This window comes from Providencia sp. PROV024 (assembly GCF_032709665.1).
Lineage (GTDB): Bacteria > Pseudomonadota > Gammaproteobacteria > Enterobacterales > Enterobacteriaceae > Providencia > Providencia huashanensis.
In genome coordinates, this window is sequence record NZ_CP120545.1 from 3,499,716 (window position 1) to 3,518,549 (window position 18,834).

Below are 18,834 nucleotides of genomic sequence, written 5' to 3' on the forward strand. Positions count from 1 at the left end.
CCCATTCTAGGGACTATTTTTGTTAATTAGATAAGTGGAGGAATAGACGCTAAAATAGGAACTTCAATCACCGTGGGTCCATTACGATTGAATGCTTCTTGGCAGGCTTTTTTGACTTCATCAACGGTTTGAGCCCTTACCGCGCTGCAACCGTATCCTTTACCCAATGCAACTATATCCAGGTTTGGAATATCAAGCCCCGGTACCCCCGGTGTTTTCTCGAGTACCGCAAATGATTTTAAAATCGCATACTCATTATTTTTAGGTATCACAAAAACAATCGGTAAATTATGTTGAGCTGCGCTCCATAAACCCTGAATAGAATATTGCATTGAACCATCACCAATAATTGCCATCACAGGACGATGCCGCCCACTGTCTCTCTCTGCTAGTGCAATACCAACACTCGCGGGTAAATTCCAACCTAACGAACCACTCGCAAATGTATAAAAAGAGTCGGGTAACGTTATCGGCCATTCATGGTGTAACTCGCCTAAATTAGACGGGGATTCTTCAACAAGTACAGTATCTTCTGGGGAAACCTCTCTCAGAGCGCGGAATAACTGAGAGGCACTTAATATTTCCGAAGTGTTCTGAGTCTCTGCTGTAGAATGAGGAGCCATACCATGCGGTTGCTTAACCACTGTTTTAGCCATTTTTCTTGGCATCACCAATTGATGCAACCCTTCCAGCGCTAAAACGGCATCACTTAATAAACTATCACCAACAGGGGCTCTCCCCGCCTCAATAGGGTCATCTGTAATATGCAATAAGCGCATACCATCAGGGATATAGCTTCCCGCAACATAAGGGTAGTAGCGAAAAACGGGTGCACCGACCACAATAGCTAAATCATGACCTTTCAGTTTTTCTGATAATGGCTTTGTCGCAAAAGGCAATCCACCAGCATATAAAGGATGATCCTCAGGAAATGGAGGCCGTTCGGATGCAGGAGCAGACCAGACTGGTACATTGATTTTTTCAGCCAATTGAATAGCCACATCCCACCCTTGTCCCCTTGCAATTGCTGAACCGTAAATCAAAACGGGGTTTTCAGCGTTAGATAAAGCAGTTGCAAATTCCTGTAAACGAAGAGGATCATAACCAATACGCTCCGAAACTGAACGAACAGTTGGCATCGTCATTTGTGTCTCTTTATCCCAGTCATCCAGCGGAATTGATAAAAACACAGGCCCTGCGGGTGGTTGCAACGCCATAGCATAAGCCCGCATAAATGCAGCAGGGACATCTTCAGCACGTACAGGCTGATAGCTCCATTTCACCCACGGTTTCGGAAGTGTTTCGGGTTCGATATTTGTCAGCCAAGGTTCCATTAATAACATTTCTCTCGTTTGGTTGCCGGCAGTAATAATCAATGGTGTCCGGTTCATATAGGCGGTTAATATATTACTCATCGCATTACTTAAACCTGCTGATGTATGTACATTCACCATAGCAACCTTACGCATACCTTGAGCATAACCATCAGCTGCGGCAACAGCCGAAGACTCATGTAAAGTTTGGATGTAACGAAAATCACTCGGGAAATCTTTTAAAAATGTTTCTTCTGTTGAGCCTGGATTACCAAAAACGGTTGTTACACCTAATTTACGTAATAATTCGAATGTTACTTGCCGAATGGTTTTTTTCATTTAAAACACTCCATAAAAATCATCATAACTAAGTGGGCTACCGAGTAATCTTATAAGCCTTGATCAAACTACATTCCCCATTGATTTACATAAGCTTTAGTAATACATCATAGCAAAAATTTTATTCTCACTATATTAAGGAAAAATAAGACTTTAAAATAAAAATGAGTATCAATAATCTTTTATTAACATAAAAAACAAATAGTTAAACTATTAACCTATTATGATAATAATAAAAAGATGCTGAAAAACACTAAATAACAATATACAAACAAAATTAAACTGTGATTTTTGTTAATAATAATGTTATTTATTTAATTCTAAGCCATAAATTTAAAACCGGTATTGTCACTATTTAAAACGCTAATTTTTTGATACAAACCTTATATTATTCATACAGATTACTATTTTGTTTTCTTACTAGTGGCGATTTTCTTTTATGTCACACATCACACTTCTTATCATTCCTTTCGATTATCTCTTTACCTTTCTCAGATAAAAAAACACCTCATTTACACCATTATCATTACGATATAAAAACGGCACAAAAACAAAAAAAACCATAAAAACAAATAATTAGTGATATTCTCACAAAAATACTCAACGACGAAAAAAACAATATCTAAATAGTGTTATAGATCATGGTTAACTAAAAGTTATAGATACCCAAACAAAACTCATTGTTAAACAAAAGTTAAGCAAAGTAATTTAATTTGTCGCTAATGTTAAATAACAACAGTGAAAGTTCTGGTAAACTAACTTGAGGTAAAATAATGATCCTAGATGCCAGCTACACTTTATTAGTCGCTTGTTTGGCGCTATTGATTGGTATGTTTGTCGTTAAATACACACCATTTCTTCAAAAAAACCATATTCCTGAAGCCGTTGTCGGTGGGTTTATTGTTGCCATAATTTTATTAATCGTTGATAAAACAGTAGGTTATTCATTTACTTTCGATGCTTCACTACAAAGCATTCTAATGATCACCTTCTTCTCATCAATTGGGTTAAGTTCAGATTTTTCTCGATTAATAAAAGGAGGGAAACCTCTCGTTTTATTAACCATCGCAGTAACCATTTTGATTACCATTCAAAATACAGTAGGAATGGGAATGGCGGTTTTATTAAATGAAAGCCCATTTATTGGTTTAATTGCGGGGTCAGTGACGTTAACCGGTGGGCATGGTAATGCAGGAGCTTGGGGGCCAATACTGGCTGATAAATACGGTGTCACAGGTGCAGTTGAATTAGCGATGGCTTGCGCTACCCTCGGTTTAGTCTTAGGTGGGTTAATTGGTGGTCCTGTTGCTCGTCATTTATTGAAAAAAGTCACTATTCCAAAAGCCACTGAACTTGAAAAAGAAACAATTATTGAGGCTTTTGAACAACCTAGCGTTAAGCGTAAAATTAATGCAAATAATGTGATTGAGACCATTTCGATGTTAATTATCTGCATCGTCGCTGGTGGATATATCAGTGAATTATTTAAAGATACCGTGTTGCATTTACCTACTTTTGTGTGGTGTTTATTTGTTGGTATTATTATCCGTAATGTATTAACCCATGTATTTAAGCATGAGGTTTTTGAGCCAACAGTTGATGTATTAGGTAGTGTCGCATTATCACTATTTTTAGCCATGGCATTAATGTCACTCAAATTTGGTCAATTAGCGAGTATGGCTGGGCCTGTTTTAATCATCGTTGCCGTACAAACTATGGTTATGGTGCTATTCGCTTGTTTTGTTACCTTTAAGATGATGGGTAAAGATTATGATGCTGTCGTTATTAGTGCAGGGCATTGTGGCTTTGGTATGGGGGCAACCCCTACAGCTATTGCCAATATGCAAACAGTTACCAAAGCTTTTAGCCCATCACATAAAGCCTTTTTAGTTGTTCCAATGGTTGGAGCCTTTATTGTTGATATTGCAAATAGCATCATAATTAAGATCTTTATTGAAATCGGTACTTACTTTACTTAACACGATAGTATAACTTGCGAGCCTATAACAAAAAGCTATAGGCTCGCTTCTCTGTTTCTTTTCAGTTACCCACGTTTCCCCTCAAAGACTATTGAACTTTACTGGTTCCTTTGCGCTAAGAAAAACTTGATTAGCAAAAAATAGAGTAATCGCTCACATTCATCGTAACAACGTGATGACTTATCCGGATTAATTTAAATGATTTCGCTAACATAGTGATATAGCGAAAAATAGTAGGTTTTATACAATGAAATTAAGGCATCTTGATATTTTTTATGCAGTCATGACCTGTGGGTCTTTAACTCGTGCAGCAGAAGTTTTACATATTTCACAACCAGCAGCCAGTAAAGCCTTAAAACATGCAGAGCAACAACTTGGGCTAGTGTTATTTCAGCGGATAAGAGGGAAATTGCTCCCTACTGATGAAGCCAATTTGCTGTTTGAAGAAGCCAAAGAAGTTTATCACAACTTAGAAAAGCTAAGAATTTTAGCACAAAACTTATCACGTAACCCTCAAGGTAAACTTGCTGTAGGGTGTCTCCCCAGCTTGGGGTTAAACCTCGTTCCCGAAGTAACGGCTCTGTTTATAAAAAAACATCCCAATATTAAACTGACCATAGGAACACATCACACAACAGATATTATGCAGTTATTAACTCAGCAAGACTTAGATATTGGCATAGGCTTCAACCTAAGTATTGAAGGTGGGATCACAATGCTGCCGATTGCTAATATTCCGTTGGTCTATGTAGACAGTAAACCACCATCACACTCACCTGTTTCTCTTATCGATATTGATCAACAGCGTTGGATACACCCTGGCTCAGATTCATTGGCTCAATTATTACAAGAACGCCATGAGTTTTTAGAGTCAAACATTAGCGTTCATACTTATCATATGGCAGCTGAATTCGTCCAAGCTGGGTTGGGGTGTAGCATCACCGATATTTTTTCAGCTGAGCATACCTTACCTGAATCAATGATTTACCCTCTCAAAGAAGATTTACAGCTCGCAGTCTCCGTCTTTCATCGTGCGGATAGACCATTAACGAAAGCGGCACAAAATTACGTCAATACATTGGCGTTAACTTTGGAAAAAAGGAATAAAACAGTTAACCAAAAGTTATACTCTGGTAATGAAAACTCAATTGTTTAGTTAACCTATTCACCGTTAAATAATAACTCCTTAGTGATTATTGGTTATAGAATATTATGGCTAAACATGTGGTGATTATCGGTGCCGGTGTGATTGGACTAAGTACCGCATATGCATTAATTAAAGCGGGGCAAACTGTCACGTTAATTGAGTCTGAAACAGATGTTGGAATGCACACCAGTTTTGCAAATGGTGGTCAGCTTAGTTATCGCTATGTGTCCCCACTCGCCGATGCTGGTGTGCCTTTACAAGGTTTGCGTTGGATGGGGAAAAACGACTCGCCTTTAAATTTAAAGATAACCCCGTCTGTGCACCAATGGTCTTGGTTAGCACAATTCACATTAGCTTGTAACCGAAAAACCAATAGAATCAACGGAGACCATCTTTTACGCTTATCATTATTAAGCCAAAATATGATGAATTTATGGCGTCAAAAAGGTGATTTAGGCGATTTTGCGTGGGAAAAATCAGGCAAACTGATTATACACCGTGATTCGAAAAGCTTTCTAAAAGCCAGCGAAACCGCCGATAAACAATTCCAAAAAACATTAACACCCGCTGAAATCATCGAACTGGAACCCTCTTTAAAACATATACAGTCCCAATTAGTCGGTGCCATCTATGCCCCTGATGATGAAAGTGCTGATTGTTATTTGTTCTGTAAAAATCTCTTGCAATATTTGCAAACTCAACCGCAATTTAATCTTTGTTTACAACAATCAGTCCAATATTTCATTAAACAAGATAACCGTATTACAGGCGTAGCGACACACCAGGGAATAATTCAAGCCGATGATTTTATTGTTTGTGCAGGTAACGGCAGTCGTGAATTATTGAAGTCGCTCAAAATTAATGTGCCAATATTAGGTCTTAAAGGGTATAGCTTAAGTGTGAAATATCCACAAACAGAAAATACAGTACCTAAAATTAACGTGACTGATTACGGAAATAAGATTGTCTATGCCAAACTTAATGACCAACTCCGTATTGCTGCCATGGTCGATATTGGATATGACACGGCTGGCTTACGCGAAAATAGAATAAAAGCGCTCAAAAAAATCATAAAAAAAACCTTTCCTGAGCTACCACAAGTTGATAGCGCCGAAAGTTGGTTTGGTTTACGTCCATCAACACCTAAAGGACCCCCAATTTTAGGAAAAACTGCATACCACAATTTGTGGCTAAATATTGGTCACGGAAGTTTAGGTTTCACACTCGCTGCTGGTAGTGCAGAAATATTAACTAAACTTATTACAGAACAAAAACCACCTATTTCTTTAACTGGATTCACGAGGTAACTATGCCCATTAAACGTAATAACCCAAAACCACGCTTAGCTGATAGTGTTGAACATGCAGGCATTGTTTATTTATCAGGGCAGGTACCGAATGATTTAACTGGCGATATTACGCAACAAACTGAAGAAGTTTTTGCGAAAATAGATGCTTTATTAGCAGCAAGCAACAGTGATAAAACCCGTATTTTATCTGCTCAAGTTTGGATTAAAAATATGGCGAGAGACTTTTCCGCCTTTAATGCAGCATGGGAAAATTGGATGCCTGTAGAAAATAGCCCTGCGCGTGCAGCGGTTGAAGCTAATATGGCTCGTGACCAAGTACTTGTTGAGATTATGGTTATTGCTTCCCAGTCCTAATATACTTTAACTGTATACCTCGCTATCAATAAAAACAGTGAGGCCTAAAATTAAAGGCTCACTGTTTTTTCATCCAAGCCATGGTTAGGAAACTTTAGTTTTCAATATCACATGCTATTTAAGCTGTCGTCATCAACTTTTTCTTATCACATACCTGATTAGACAAATTCACCCCATTTTTATAAGCAACAATATCCGCCATAATAGCTAATGCTATCTCAGGGGGGGTTTTGCTCCCAATAGGAATACCAATAGGTGCATGAATACGCTTAATTTCATCGACTGACATACCGCCCGTCTCAACTAAACGCTCTCTTCGACGAGCGCTTGTTCTTACAGAGCCCATTGCACCAATATAGAATGCATCTGTATTTACCGCTTCCATTAATGTCAAATCATCGATCCGCGGGTCATGAGTTAATGAAACTATTGCACTATTAGGAGAACACCCCTTTTCTTCTAAATAACGGGCAGGAAATGCAGGTATGATTTCTATCTGAGAGGGAATCTGCTGTGAAAAACGTGATAACTCATCATTTCTATGATCACAAATAATCACTTCAAAGCCTAAAGTGAGTGCAAAATTAGCACAATAAGCGCCAACTGTTGAAATGCCAGCAATAATCAGTTTTGGGGGAGCTGCAATGTATAATTGAATATCGTGACCATCTCGTTCTATCTGTGTTGAAAACTCAATATCCTTTACCGTATTAATCACTCCGGGCTGCGGCAATGTCACTTTTTTGATAATTGCAGAATAACCCAATAATGCATTTTGAATTTCGATTAGATAATTAAGTGATTTTTCATTATTTGGTAAATATTCTATTAAAACATCTAAACTCCCCTCACAGGGTAAATTTACTTTGGCTTCGATGCCACCTCGCCCATAACGTACGACTTGGCTGCTATCCGTATATTCAGTCTGTTTAATTCGTTGAATAAAGTCTTCCTCAATACAACCTCCAGAAAGCGAGCCTGAATACTGACCATCACTTCTTGCAACCAAAAGAGAACCAGGGCTTCTAGGTGAAGAGCCATAAGTATTCAATACGGTACATAGCCAGATAGGCCCTTCTTTTATCCAAACAACCGCTTGAGAGATAACAGAAACATCTTCACGCAACATATTTGCTCCCTATTTGTTATCAAAACTTGGATAGTCAATGTCCTTAATAACATTTTTATCATTTATATCCATTTCATAAACAACATTATGGTGTAATAGCGATTTTGCACCTTCATCCCCCGTCAATCTAATTAAATCTAAATAGTATTTAGCAGATATCCCCACTGGATGACCAGGGCACCCCTGATATATAGGTCTTACTAATGAATGATATTTTAATTCATTAGCTACACATACAAATAACTCACTATTTATATATGGCATATCCGCCAAATGAATCAACCACCCATCTAAGTGCCACGTTTCTTTAACACCTAATGCGATAGAATCACCCAGCCCATCACTATTTAACAATGAAAATGAAATGTTAAATTGTAAGCAATTATTAATAACATCAACATTATTTGGGCGAGTAACCACATGAATCGGAAGCCCACTACCCATTGAATTATATAAAGTTTTCTCAAAAACTGTTTGCTTATCAAGCACGAGATTTAATTTACTTCCTTTACCTCCAGCCTTTTGAAAACGTTCACTTTTTCCTGCTGCTAATATTAAAATGCCAATATTCATAGGTTACGTTATGTGTATATATATTTATTGCATATCTCATAGATAAGGTATATTCAATAAGATAACAAGCTTTAGTTTTCATTAATTTGCTAATTATTAGTAGTTGAACAATAGTTAAATGGATATAGAATAAATATCAATGCAATTATAAAAATAAAAACACTGATACAGTAAAAATAAGTGTAAGGGTGTATTATGAGCAAAAGCAATGTCGAACTCTCCCGCAGACACTTTCTAAAATGTGCCGTTATTGCTGGGATATCTGTTTATTTAGCGCCTTTGTATAGCCGTGCCTTTGACGTGCTATTCGAGGAAAAAATCCTTCAATCTCCAGATTGGAATCCCGTAGATAAGCAAATAAAATTTCGAATTGATGGCTTTTCCAAAGTTCAAGGAGAAAAAGTATTTGCTCGAGATATACGCGCTCGCGATATCCCTCACTGGCCCAAAAAACAGGGTCATGCATTTCTACTTCGAGTTACTCAAGCCGATAAAATCTATCAAGGTTTTGACCTCAGTCGTCTTAAAGATGGGTTAATGCCTGATCGCCTTGTGACGGCAGCAGATTTAGAAAAAGATGGTGTCGCCTTCCCTGACTTTTATGGTGATGACATGTTGTTACCTACAGGGAAAACCCCCGCATATCTAGGTCAAGCGGTCGCTTTATTGATTTATCATGACTTCGCTAGATTTAACTTCGCGAAAGAAACGCTAAAATTCCGTGATGATATCATTCAATATGGCGCTTATACTGGCCCTCTCGAACGCAATCCTTGGGGAACTTACCGCGGTGTAAGAATTGGCGGAGAAACGCCTTATTCACCAGATGTATACTCTAGTCTAAAAGACATGCCAATTTCCCCTATCGGGATGAAAAAACATCTACCAGTTTGGCCCGAAGGGCGTGAAGGCGGAAAACTGGACGAAGAAGGCATGTTTTATGCTGATGAACTCGCCAAGCAGTTAGAAAACCCACCTGAAGATTGGCTAATTATTAAACGTAACTATTTCTCACAATCTATTGATACCGCAGCACTTGAGCCTGATAATGCTAATGGTTGGTATGATGCAAAAAACCAATCATTCCATTTAGTTATTCCAACTCAATCTCCTCAAGAAGTCGCAGCTTCGCTACCTGAGATGTTGGCAAAATCAAAATTTCCGATTAAACAAATTTTCTTACATCCTTGTTTTACCGTGGGTTATGGTTCCAAAGACCATGCACCATTTCCATACTATGGTGCTATGGCAACACTCTATGGTGATGGTGTACCAATTCGGTTAGCCAATGACCGCTATGAGCAATTTCAATCCAGTATTAAACGCCATGCTTTTGATATGGATTACACGTTAGCCGTTAATAAAAAAACCCACAAAATCGAAGCGCTTTCTGCATCATTCATTGGCGATGGTGGCGGGCGCTGTAACTTTACCCCTTCGGTTGTTATGGTCGGGGCAACTGGCGCCCAAGCAATCTACTACGTCCCTCGTAGTGATCTCTCAGCAGTCGGGATTGCGTCAAGGGCTGTAGATGCTGGCTCAGCTCGTGGCTATGGGACTTTGCAAGCAATGGCTGCCACCGATATGTTGATGGAAGAAGCCGCAAAATTACTGAATGCAGACCCTATAGAGTTTCGAATGAAAAACCTGATTAAATCAGGTATGAAAAATACCCAAGGCGCTATCCCTGGCGGCGCAATTCGTGCCGATGAAGTGCTATCCCGTTGTGCTGAGCACCCCATGTGGCTAGAAAGAGCCAAACGTAAAGCCGACTTTGAAGCAAAAAATAGTGGAAAACTATTTGGCACAGGTATTTCATGCGTACAAAAAGACTTTGGTACAGGAGCTGAATCTTCATTTGCCCGCGTCGAGCTAACTCCTGAAGGTAAAATTGCTATCTATCACAGTGGAGCGGAAATTGGCACAGGTATGTCAACCTCTCAGTCGGTGGTTTGCGCTAAATGGTTAGGTAAACCTGCAGAAGAAGCTCATTTTTCTGTCGTTGATTGGTCTGTATTACCGATGGTTTCGAGTGGTAATCCATTCGCTATGTCACAAGAAGAACAGGAACGCTTAGCACAGAACCCTCTTTGGACACCTAATTATTGTTCACCAGCAAGTGCGAGTAATTCCGCTTATTACTTCACTCAAAGTACGAATGAAGCCGCTCGATTAATATTCGAATATGGTTTATGGCCTGCTGCGATGTCTATTTGGCAAGAAGGTATTGGTAATGGACAAGCCGCTCCTCTCGTTGTTCGACGTGAAGATGCGCGTTGGGTTGAAAATGGCTTAACCGCTAATGGATTAGAAGTACTGAGTTTATCTCGCTTAGTTGAACGAACTTTCCAAATGGGTGGGGTTACAGGCGCCGTTTGCCACGTATTTAACCGCTGGCAATGGGCTGAAGCTGACTTCAAAATTAATGGTGAGACACGTCGTTTATACATTGATGGTCTTTCTTTACGCTTTGCAGATCAAGATTACCAAGTTTGGCATCGTGAAAAAGCCTATTATCCTGACACACAACGTAATAATGCAGGTGTCACCTACTACAGTGCTGTTGCTACACTTTCTGAGCTCTCAATTGATAAGGCAACGGGGCATGTTGAACTTCTAGATCATCATACTGTTGTTGAATGTGGCAACCTTATTGTACCTCAGCTTGTCTCAGGGCAGATCCAAGGTGGACTCGCGATGGGGATAGGCCACGCATTACACGAATATTTACCTCTCTATGAAGATGGACCGGGTAACGGAACATGGAATTTCAACCGTTATCATATGCCGTTAGCCAGTGATGTTGCCGTCTGGAAGCAGACAAATGAAATCCTACCGGGGCTTTCAGAAACAGATCCCCCTAAAGGTGTCGCAGAGGTCGTAATGATCCCTGTCGTTTCATCCATCGTTAACGCCATTGCTGACGCAACAGGACATCACTTCCTGCGCCTGCCAGTTCGCCCTGAAGACATCATAGAGGTAATATCATGAGCATAAATTTCCTTCCTCTCACCCTAACTATCAATGGCCAATCCTATGGACCGATAGATGTCCCTGCTGGCCTAATGATGATTGATTTCTTACATGAATACCTAGACCTAACGGGCTCAAGGCTCGGCTGTGGGCAAGGTATTTGTCACGCTTGTGTCGTGATATTAGACAACCCATCCGGTACAAGTGAAGAAATACGAACCTGCATCACAGGGGCTCATTTTTTTAATAATAAAAGTATTCGCACAATTGAAGGCGCTGCAACTAAAGAAGAAAACGGCGACATTACTTTATCCCCAGTGCAACAAGCTTTTGTTGAACACTTTAGTTTTCAATGCGGTTATTGCACCCCCGGCTTTGTTAATGCTGCAACTATTTTTATTGAGCAACTGCAGAAAAACCCAATTGCCGAAGAAGATTTAGAAGAAGCGATTAAACAAGCCCTTAATAATCATATCTGCCGCTGTACCGGTTATGTGCGTTATTACGAAGCCGTACGCGATGTGGTCCTCAGTACTCCAGGGTTACTCAAGGAGGCCATAAAATGATTAAACGCATTCTATTATGGCTTATAGCCATCATTGTTATCGTTTGGGCTGTGCTGTATTGGTACGAAAGCCGTACATTAGATGGCCCAGTGCAAAAAGTTACCGCGACAGCACAAGAAATCGAACGAGGCCATTACCTTACCCTTGCGAGTGACTGCGCTGCATGCCATACAAGTGCCAATGGCGCACCACTGGCAGGCGGTTTCCCTCTGGATACGCCATTCGGGACAATTTACAGCAGTAACTTAACGCCATCCGCTGATTTCGGTATTGGTCGTTGGACAAAAGACGAGTTCTATACCGCTTTGACTCAGGGTATTTCTCCCCCTAGCAAGCACCTTTATCCGGCCATGCCTTATACCTCTTATAAAGGAATAACGCGTGAAGATTCTGATGCTATTTACAGCTACCTCATGAGCCAACCTGCTGTCGATGTCGCTCCTCCTGAGAACGAACTGCCCTTTCCACTAAACCAACGTATGGCAATGATTGGCTGGAATTTATTGTTTTTTAACGATAAGCCCCTACCAAATAGTTCACAAGGTAGCTCTCCTGAATGGTTGCGAGGAAAGTATTTAGTCAATGTGTTAGAGCACTGCGCTGAATGTCATACTCCAAGAGGAAAACTTGGTGAAATGGATTTAGATAACTTTATGAAAGGTGGGTCTTTAGGCCGTTTTATGGCGCCAGATATTACACCTGAAGCTCTCGCAGCTCGCGGTTGGACAACAAAGGACTTGCAACAATTTTTTATGACCGGTATCGCTCCGCAAGGGTCTGCTTTCAGTGATATGCACCCGGTGATTTATCTTAGCTCACAACATCTCACACCTGAAGATAACAAAGCCATTGCGACCTATTTAATGGGCGACAACCCACCCGCAACTTCACCATTAAATATAGGTGAGGGTTCTCCACAGGGCCACCAAATTTACTTGGAAACTTGCTCTGGCTGCCATTCATACGATGGGGAAGGAAAACCTAATGTCGCTGTTGCGCTAAAAGGTAATTCAACGCTTCGTGATGTAGATAGTACTAATTTAATTAATACCATTTTGGATGGTTTACCTGAACAACCATTCCCAAATAACCAAAACATGCAAAGTATGCCTGGATTTGCAGGCCAACTTACAGATGAGCAAATCAGTGATTTGGTAAATTTCCTTCGGGTCCAATGGGGGGGACAACCCGCAGATGTCACCCCAGATAAAATTAAAGCATTACGTCAGTAACAACTAAAAAGCAGCTATCGAGCTTGTAGCAATATTAACAAGCTCGATAGTTCGCCACCAAATCAGCGCATAACAACCGATTCTATATCATTAAATACATGTTGATTTTATGTATTTATTAATAATATTTCATTTGATTTAATTAAATCATACCCCGATAAAACTCAGTGACTTTATTCAACACTGTCATATTAAGATGACTCTAACAATATTATTCACTTTCTTGAATAAATCCCTTTACTCATTCTTGATATACCTCTATAGATAACCTTACTATTTACATAATTTCTTATCTAACTTACTGAGCAATCTGATATTAATCATCAATTTTAGAATAGATATCATCGAAACAAAATAATATTACTATTAACAATTAAGATGAATTATTTATCTCCATCACTAATAAAATCTCCTAAGAATATAATCAGGGAGCACTAAATGTCGGGACAAATTTCTAGACGCAATTTTATCAAACTCGGAACCATTGCAGGTATTGCTGTTATGGTCGGTAAATTACCTTTTGCTAGTGCAATGGAGCTTGATTCAGATTCTCCCCCAACAGATTGGATCGGTCAAAATGGTAAAGCTCGTTTTCGTTGGGACGGTGTGGAGAAGGTAACAGGACGTAAAAACTTTGCACGCGATTACCGAGCAAAAGATATTCCTGGCTGGCCTAAAAAACAAAGTTATGCCTTTATGTTAAAAGCAACGGAAGTGAATAAAACCTTTGAAGGCATCGACATTTCAATGCTAGGGCCAAATCTACAACCCGATAAAATTGTTTTGCAAGAAGACCTTATACGAGATGGTTTAAATATTCCTCAAGATACTAGTATGGGGAAAGGGTTCTATGGCACCAATATTTTAGTCCCTCTTGGTGAGACGCCCCCTATTATCGGCCACCCTGTTGCCATCTTAATTTATCAGGATTTTGATCATTTTAGTGCTGCACAACGAATGCTACGGTTTGCAACGAACACGGTAAAATACGGTGCCGTCACCGGCCCCAAACCGCCAGCTAACTATGGAGCAGCCCGTTACGTTCGCATTGGGGGTGAAACACCACTTTCCCCTTCCATTTTTTCTCCTTACCAAGATTCAGGAATTAAAGGCGGTTTTGATGGTAATACCCCCATTTGGCCCCCTTATGACCCTAAACATGCACTAACCATTCCACCTGTCATTCGAAAAGATCGCGGGGGTGGTTTTATTCAAGCCTTACACCAAGCAGAAAAACACCCCGATAAACAAGAAAAAGCCATGGATTACGCACGGCAAATTGAGCAAGAGGTCGAAGCTGCAAAACAGGACCCCAATAAATTTGTCATTGAACGCCACGGTTTTTCTCAGTCTATCGACCCCTGTGCTATGGAGCCAGATAACTGTAACACTTGGTATGATGCACAAACCAAAACACTGCATATTTTAACCGCGACACAATCACCTGCTGGTGTAGTAAATGCAGCAGCAGAGTTATCTAAAAACAATAAACACTTTTCAGTCGAGAATATTGTGCTATTAACTGGCTCTACGGTAGGTTATGGCTCAAAAGACTATTCGGTTTTCCCGTTCTATTCTATGGTGGCAAGTTTCTATGCCGATGGGCTACCAGTACGTATGGCAAACGACCGCTATGAACAATTTCAAATGGGGATGAAACGCCATTCCATTGAAATGGATGTCACCATTGTGGGTGATAAAAAAACGGGTAAATTTGATGTATTAAAAGGTACTTATAACTGTAATGGCGGAGGTCGTGAAAACCTTTCCGTTGCCGTATCTCACGTTGCTGTCCGTGGAGCCCAATCGATTTATTATTTCCCTAAATCGGACTTAACAGCCTTAGCAATGGCGACCCCTGCAGTTGAAGCCGGCTCTATGCGTGGTTTTGGGGCATTACAATCTATGGCGGTCACCGAGTTAATGGTCGATGAAATCGCCCATGATCTTAACATTGACCCTATCGAGTTACGCCGCCGTAACGCTATTTTAGAAGGTTATCCAAATACTCAAGGTGGTGTTATTGCAGGCGATCCTCGCAATGTAGAAATGTTAAACCTAGCAGAAAACCACCCAATTTGGGTCGAACGTAATAAAAATAAAGCAGAATATGAAGCAAAAAACCCGGGGAAACTCTACGGTGTTGGTTTTGCTCAAGTACAACAAGTTTACGGCTCAAGTGGCGTTCCTACTATCCTCTCCCTAGAATTTGACGCCAATGGCAAACTCACCATGCGCCATTGTATGCAAGAAATTGGTACTGGCGGCACAACCGCACAACAAGTGATGGTATGGCAGGCGCTGAGTAAAGCCCCTGATGTTGTCGAGTTTGGTGTCACTGAATTTGAGGAGTTCCCCCTTAAAACCAGTTGGGCAGACCAGAAAAAACAAGATGAGTTATCTAAAACTGATCCTTATTGGACGCCCGCTCTTATCCCTGATATGAGCTCATCTAGTGGCGTTTACTACATTGGTTTCGGTACTCGCCAAGCCGGGCATTTTCTATTGGAAAACACACTCTGGCCTGCCGCAAAAAGTATTTGGAGTGAAGGTCCTGGTGGTGGAGCTTTCAATGGCTTAAATGTCGAATTCGCAGATATCCGAGTAGGGCCTGAAGGTATTGGCGGCGGAGGCATGAAACCAATTCCCTTCGACAAACTTGCAAAAAGAGCCCATGAAATGGGGTTAATTACAGGCGTCGCCGTACATGGATACTCAAGCTGGCAATGGGCTCGTGCAGAATTTGATATTCCTACTGTTGGCTTAAAAAACCTCCCTCTTGATGCGATATCTGTACGTTATGGTGATGGTGCATCACAAAAATTGAAAAAACAAATGACAACAGGCGGTTATCATTTCATTAAACGTAATATTGCCTACTACCCGCCGACACAGCGCGCAAAAGCCGACCCGACTACAGTGACGCCCGCATCCTGTTTAGTTGAGCTAAATGTCAATACCATGACTGGCGAAGTCGAGATCATGCGTCACCATATGATTATGGACCCCGGCACTATGATTGTACCTGAATTAGTATCTGGGCAAATCCAAGGTGGCACCGCAATGGGGATTGGTCACGCATTAATGGAAGAGCTCCCGTTATATGAAGATGGCCCCGGTAATGGAACATGGAATTTTAACCGCTATGTTCTGCCTCGAGCTAAAGATGTCGCCGTATGGCAGCAAACCATCGATTACTTACCGCCCCTTTCTGAGACCTCACCACCAAAAGGTATGGCTGAACTTGGAATGATCCCCATCTTACCAGCGACTAGTAATGCATTAACCCACGCTACAGGCAAGCGTTTCTACGAATTCCCGATTACGGTTGATAAAATTAAAAAGGCCCTCTCATGAATATCAAAAATGCCGTTCCGATTATTGAGCGCAAGCCATTAACACTGACCATTAACGGCAAAAAAATTGGTCCTATTGATGTCCCTGTTGGTATGCCAATGATTGAATTTTTACATGAATATTTAGACCTCACTGGTACTCACTTCGGCTGTGGGCAAGGGATCTGCCACGCTTGCACCATCATGGAAATTCAACCCGATGGCTCAACGATTGAAAGCCGCACCTGCATCTTTGGTGCTCATTACTTTAATCATAAAAATATTGTCACCATCGAGGGGCAAGCTAAACTTGATGAACAAGGCAACGTCATTGAATTAACACCAATCCAGCAAGCCTTTATCGAAAACTTCTCTTTCCAATGTGGGTATTGTGCCCCTGGTTTTGTCACTGGCGCGACGGTATTTCTTGATAAGCTCAAGAAACACCCAATTAAACGCGCAGAGCTAGAACATGCAATAGAAGAAGCTCTCAACGAACATATTTGCCGTTGTACCGGCTATGTACGTTATTATGAAGCGGTGAGAAAAGTTGCTCTCGACACCCCCGGCTGTGTAATAGACTAAGGGGAAAGACAATGACTAAATCTAGCTCCATACGTAAAACGTTCTATATCATCATCGTAATATTCATAGCGCTTATGCTTTCTATCCTATTCGGTGCATTTCGAACCTCTAGTATCGCAACTAATATCGATAAACCACTGACCTCAGAAGAAATCGCAAAATTACTGCCTAGAGGCCAAGAATTGGCAACAGCAGGAGACTGTTTTGGTTGTCATTCTTTGCCTGAGGGGCCGCTAGCGGCAGGAGGACGAGCCATTGAAACGCCATTTGGGACCATTTATTCCACCAATATCACCCCCGACAAACAATTCGGCATCGGTAACTATACGCGTGCCGATTTCCATCGAGCATTAAAAGACGGTATTGGCAAAGAAAGAGGGAACCTCTATCCTGCGATGCCTTTTGTCTTTACACATATGACAACATCAGAAGATATTGATGCCTTATATGCTTATGTGATGTCACTTCCTCCCATGGCGGTGCCAAACAAAGAAAATACGGGGGTTTTTGTCCTCCCAGTTCGTCCGTTTATGAACTTTTGGACACTACTGAACTTCCCGAAACGAAATGCACCACATGACCCGCAACGTTCTGCCGAATGGAACCGCGGTGCTTATCTTGTCGAAGGGTTAGCTCACTGTGGCGCCTGTCATTCACCACGTAACCTTATGATGGGCGTAGAGTTTTCACGTTCACTTCAAGGTGGAGAGGAAGCAGGTTTGGCAATTCCTAATATTACTGCCGCAGCACTGTCTAAGCATGGTTATGATACTGCCTCACTAAGCCAATTTTTACTCACAGGTAACGCACCACAAGGCTCTGCTTTTGCAGATATGAGCACTGTCACACACTTTTCCACTAGTCAGATGAAAAAAAGTGATGTCGATGATATGGCTATTTATTTAATGACCGATAAACAAGGAAAAGTACTTGGCAAAAAAGAGCCGCCAGCTCCACTTCCTGAAGCTAATAGCCAACAAATGGCTGATACCGCAGGGACTATGGAGCAAGGGCGTCTGATGTATATGTCGACCTGCGCAGGCTGTCACGGCATCACAGGGGAAGGCGTTCCTAATGGCATTCCAGCCTTAAAAGGTAACGCTATTTTAGCAATGGATAGCCCCGAGACTTTTATAAGTGTGGTATTAACCGGTATCCCGACAACAACGTTCCCTAATGGCCAACGTATGTACGCCATGCCAAGTTTTGCAGATGATTTAACATCACAAGAGATAGCCGATTTAATTTCATGGGCGAGAGCCGAATGGGGAGGACAAAGTAACCCTGTTACCGTTGAGCAAGTTGAAAAGCTGAAAAAGGCAGCGCGATAACCAACAAAGCCCCTTAATACGAACTTAAGGGGCTCAAATTGCCAGTCATAAGGGTGAATTCCCATATTGGATACATTTCTTATCTTGTTTATCGCAACCATGACGAAAGCAATTTACTGCCATATGCATAAAAAACTTAAGGCACCCCGATAAGAACAACTTTTATGGGTTAAGCGCTTCAATTCGTGAGTAAGTTAGCTGCACTTTACACGCTAGCATTACATCCCCCATTCCGGTTCCACCGAGTAATGCATCTGCCTGACGTTGGCACTCACTAACTCTAAATGCAAGGAAATCATCCTGCGATTTTTTTAATGATGTAATCGCCTGTGTCGTCGCAGATGAATTCAACTGTTTTAGATGTGTTTCATTGTCGGTAAGTGCTTGCTTCATTAGCTCATCGGCTTTATCTAATTTACTTTGCAAACAAGCTTGAACCGCAGTTCGTGGAGCATCTGCAATTTGCTCATAGCATTCTTTGAGAGGGCCCTCTGTGACTTTAGTATCTGGGGTAGCATCAGCATAAGAGAATGCCGGTATAGCAATTGCCGTAGCGATAATTAGCGCTTTTGATGTGCTAAATTTCATGAAAACCTCTCAATTCGTATATGAATTAACTTTTTAACTCATTCTAATATTAAGGTCTACACAAGTACCTGATTTATGGAT

At 41.0% G+C, this 18,834-nt stretch carries 14 protein-coding genes; 10 read left to right on the forward strand and 4 right to left on the reverse strand.

Annotation, left to right across the window (positions count from 1 at the left end; all coding sequences use genetic code 11):
* Positions 1 to 26 precede the first annotated feature (26 nt).
* Positions 27 to 1,652 (reverse strand): benzoylformate decarboxylase, encoded by a 1,626-nt coding sequence (gene mdlC, locus P3L56_RS16155; RefSeq protein ID WP_166685850.1) that lies wholly within the window; start codon positions 1,650 to 1,652, stop codon positions 27 to 29.
* Between the two features lie 773 nt (positions 1,653 to 2,425).
* Here mdlC and gltS point away from each other — a divergent pair.
* From gltS to P3L56_RS16175, 4 genes are all read left to right on the forward strand, one after another.
* Positions 2,426 to 3,631, forward strand: a complete 1,206-nt coding sequence (gltS, locus tag P3L56_RS16160) for a sodium/glutamate symporter (RefSeq protein ID WP_042848909.1) — start codon at positions 2,426 to 2,428, stop codon at positions 3,629 to 3,631.
* 247 nt (positions 3,632 to 3,878) lie between these two features.
* Positions 3,879 to 4,787: a LysR family transcriptional regulator gene (locus tag P3L56_RS16165; protein ID WP_129467147.1), complete on the forward strand. Its 909-nt coding sequence runs from the start codon at positions 3,879 to 3,881 to the stop codon at positions 4,785 to 4,787.
* 56 nt (positions 4,788 to 4,843) lie between these two features.
* Positions 4,844 to 6,085 carry a D-amino acid dehydrogenase gene (locus P3L56_RS16170; protein WP_210831905.1) on the forward strand — a complete coding sequence of 414 codons (1,242 nt, stop codon included), beginning with the start codon at positions 4,844 to 4,846 and terminating at the stop codon, positions 6,083 to 6,085.
* Between the two features lie 2 nt (positions 6,086 to 6,087).
* A complete protein-coding gene (locus P3L56_RS16175) occupies positions 6,088 to 6,441 on the forward strand; it encodes a RidA family protein (protein ID WP_042848912.1) in 354 nt (117 codons plus the stop codon).
* 118 nt (positions 6,442 to 6,559) lie between these two features.
* Here the strand turns inward: P3L56_RS16175 and P3L56_RS16180 are convergent, their stop codons facing one another.
* The gene (locus P3L56_RS16180) at positions 6,560 to 7,570 is read right to left on the reverse strand and encodes an XdhC family protein (RefSeq protein ID WP_198860883.1); all 1,011 of its coding nucleotides are present in this window, start codon (positions 7,568 to 7,570) and stop codon (positions 6,560 to 6,562) included.
* A 9-nt stretch (positions 7,571 to 7,579) separates the two neighbouring features.
* The gene (locus P3L56_RS16185; RefSeq protein ID WP_042848914.1) at positions 7,580 to 8,143 is read right to left on the reverse strand and encodes an NTP transferase domain-containing protein; all 564 of its coding nucleotides are present in this window, start codon (positions 8,141 to 8,143) and stop codon (positions 7,580 to 7,582) included.
* 195 nt (positions 8,144 to 8,338) lie between these two features.
* Here P3L56_RS16185 and P3L56_RS16190 point away from each other — a divergent pair, with 195 nt between their 5' ends.
* From P3L56_RS16190 to P3L56_RS16215, 6 genes are all read left to right on the forward strand, one after another.
* Complete coding sequence (locus tag P3L56_RS16190) at positions 8,339 to 11,134, forward strand: xanthine dehydrogenase family protein molybdopterin-binding subunit (protein WP_048608130.1); 2,796 nt, start codon at positions 8,339 to 8,341, stop codon at positions 11,132 to 11,134.
* A complete protein-coding gene (locus tag P3L56_RS16195; RefSeq protein ID WP_129467145.1) occupies positions 11,131 to 11,682 on the forward strand; it encodes a (2Fe-2S)-binding protein in 552 nt (183 codons plus the stop codon). Before P3L56_RS16190 ends, P3L56_RS16195 begins: the two co-directional genes overlap by 4 nt.
* On the forward strand, positions 11,679 to 12,914 hold the full coding sequence (locus tag P3L56_RS16200) for a cytochrome c (RefSeq protein ID WP_042848917.1): 1,236 nt from the start codon (positions 11,679 to 11,681) through the stop codon (positions 12,912 to 12,914). Before P3L56_RS16195 ends, P3L56_RS16200 begins: the two co-directional genes overlap by 4 nt.
* Before the next feature lie 438 nt (positions 12,915 to 13,352).
* Complete coding sequence (locus P3L56_RS16205; RefSeq protein WP_272686247.1) at positions 13,353 to 16,271, forward strand: xanthine dehydrogenase family protein molybdopterin-binding subunit; 2,919 nt, start codon at positions 13,353 to 13,355, stop codon at positions 16,269 to 16,271.
* Complete coding sequence (locus P3L56_RS16210; RefSeq protein ID WP_042848919.1) at positions 16,268 to 16,834, forward strand: (2Fe-2S)-binding protein; 567 nt, start codon at positions 16,268 to 16,270, stop codon at positions 16,832 to 16,834. The genes P3L56_RS16205 and P3L56_RS16210 overlap by 4 nt, the downstream gene beginning before the upstream one ends.
* Positions 16,835 to 16,845: 11 nt before the next feature.
* Entirely contained in the window at positions 16,846 to 18,165 is a 1,320-nt protein-coding gene (locus P3L56_RS16215; RefSeq protein ID WP_233102468.1) for a cytochrome c, read from the forward strand.
* A 162-nt stretch (positions 18,166 to 18,327) separates the two neighbouring features.
* On the opposite strand, the gene umoC is transcribed toward P3L56_RS16215, so the two are convergent.
* Positions 18,328 to 18,753 carry a lysozyme inhibitor LprI family protein gene (umoC, locus tag P3L56_RS16220; RefSeq protein WP_048608137.1) on the reverse strand — a complete coding sequence of 142 codons (426 nt, stop codon included), beginning with the start codon at positions 18,751 to 18,753 and terminating at the stop codon, positions 18,328 to 18,330.
* Positions 18,754 to 18,834: the final 81 nt, after the last annotated feature.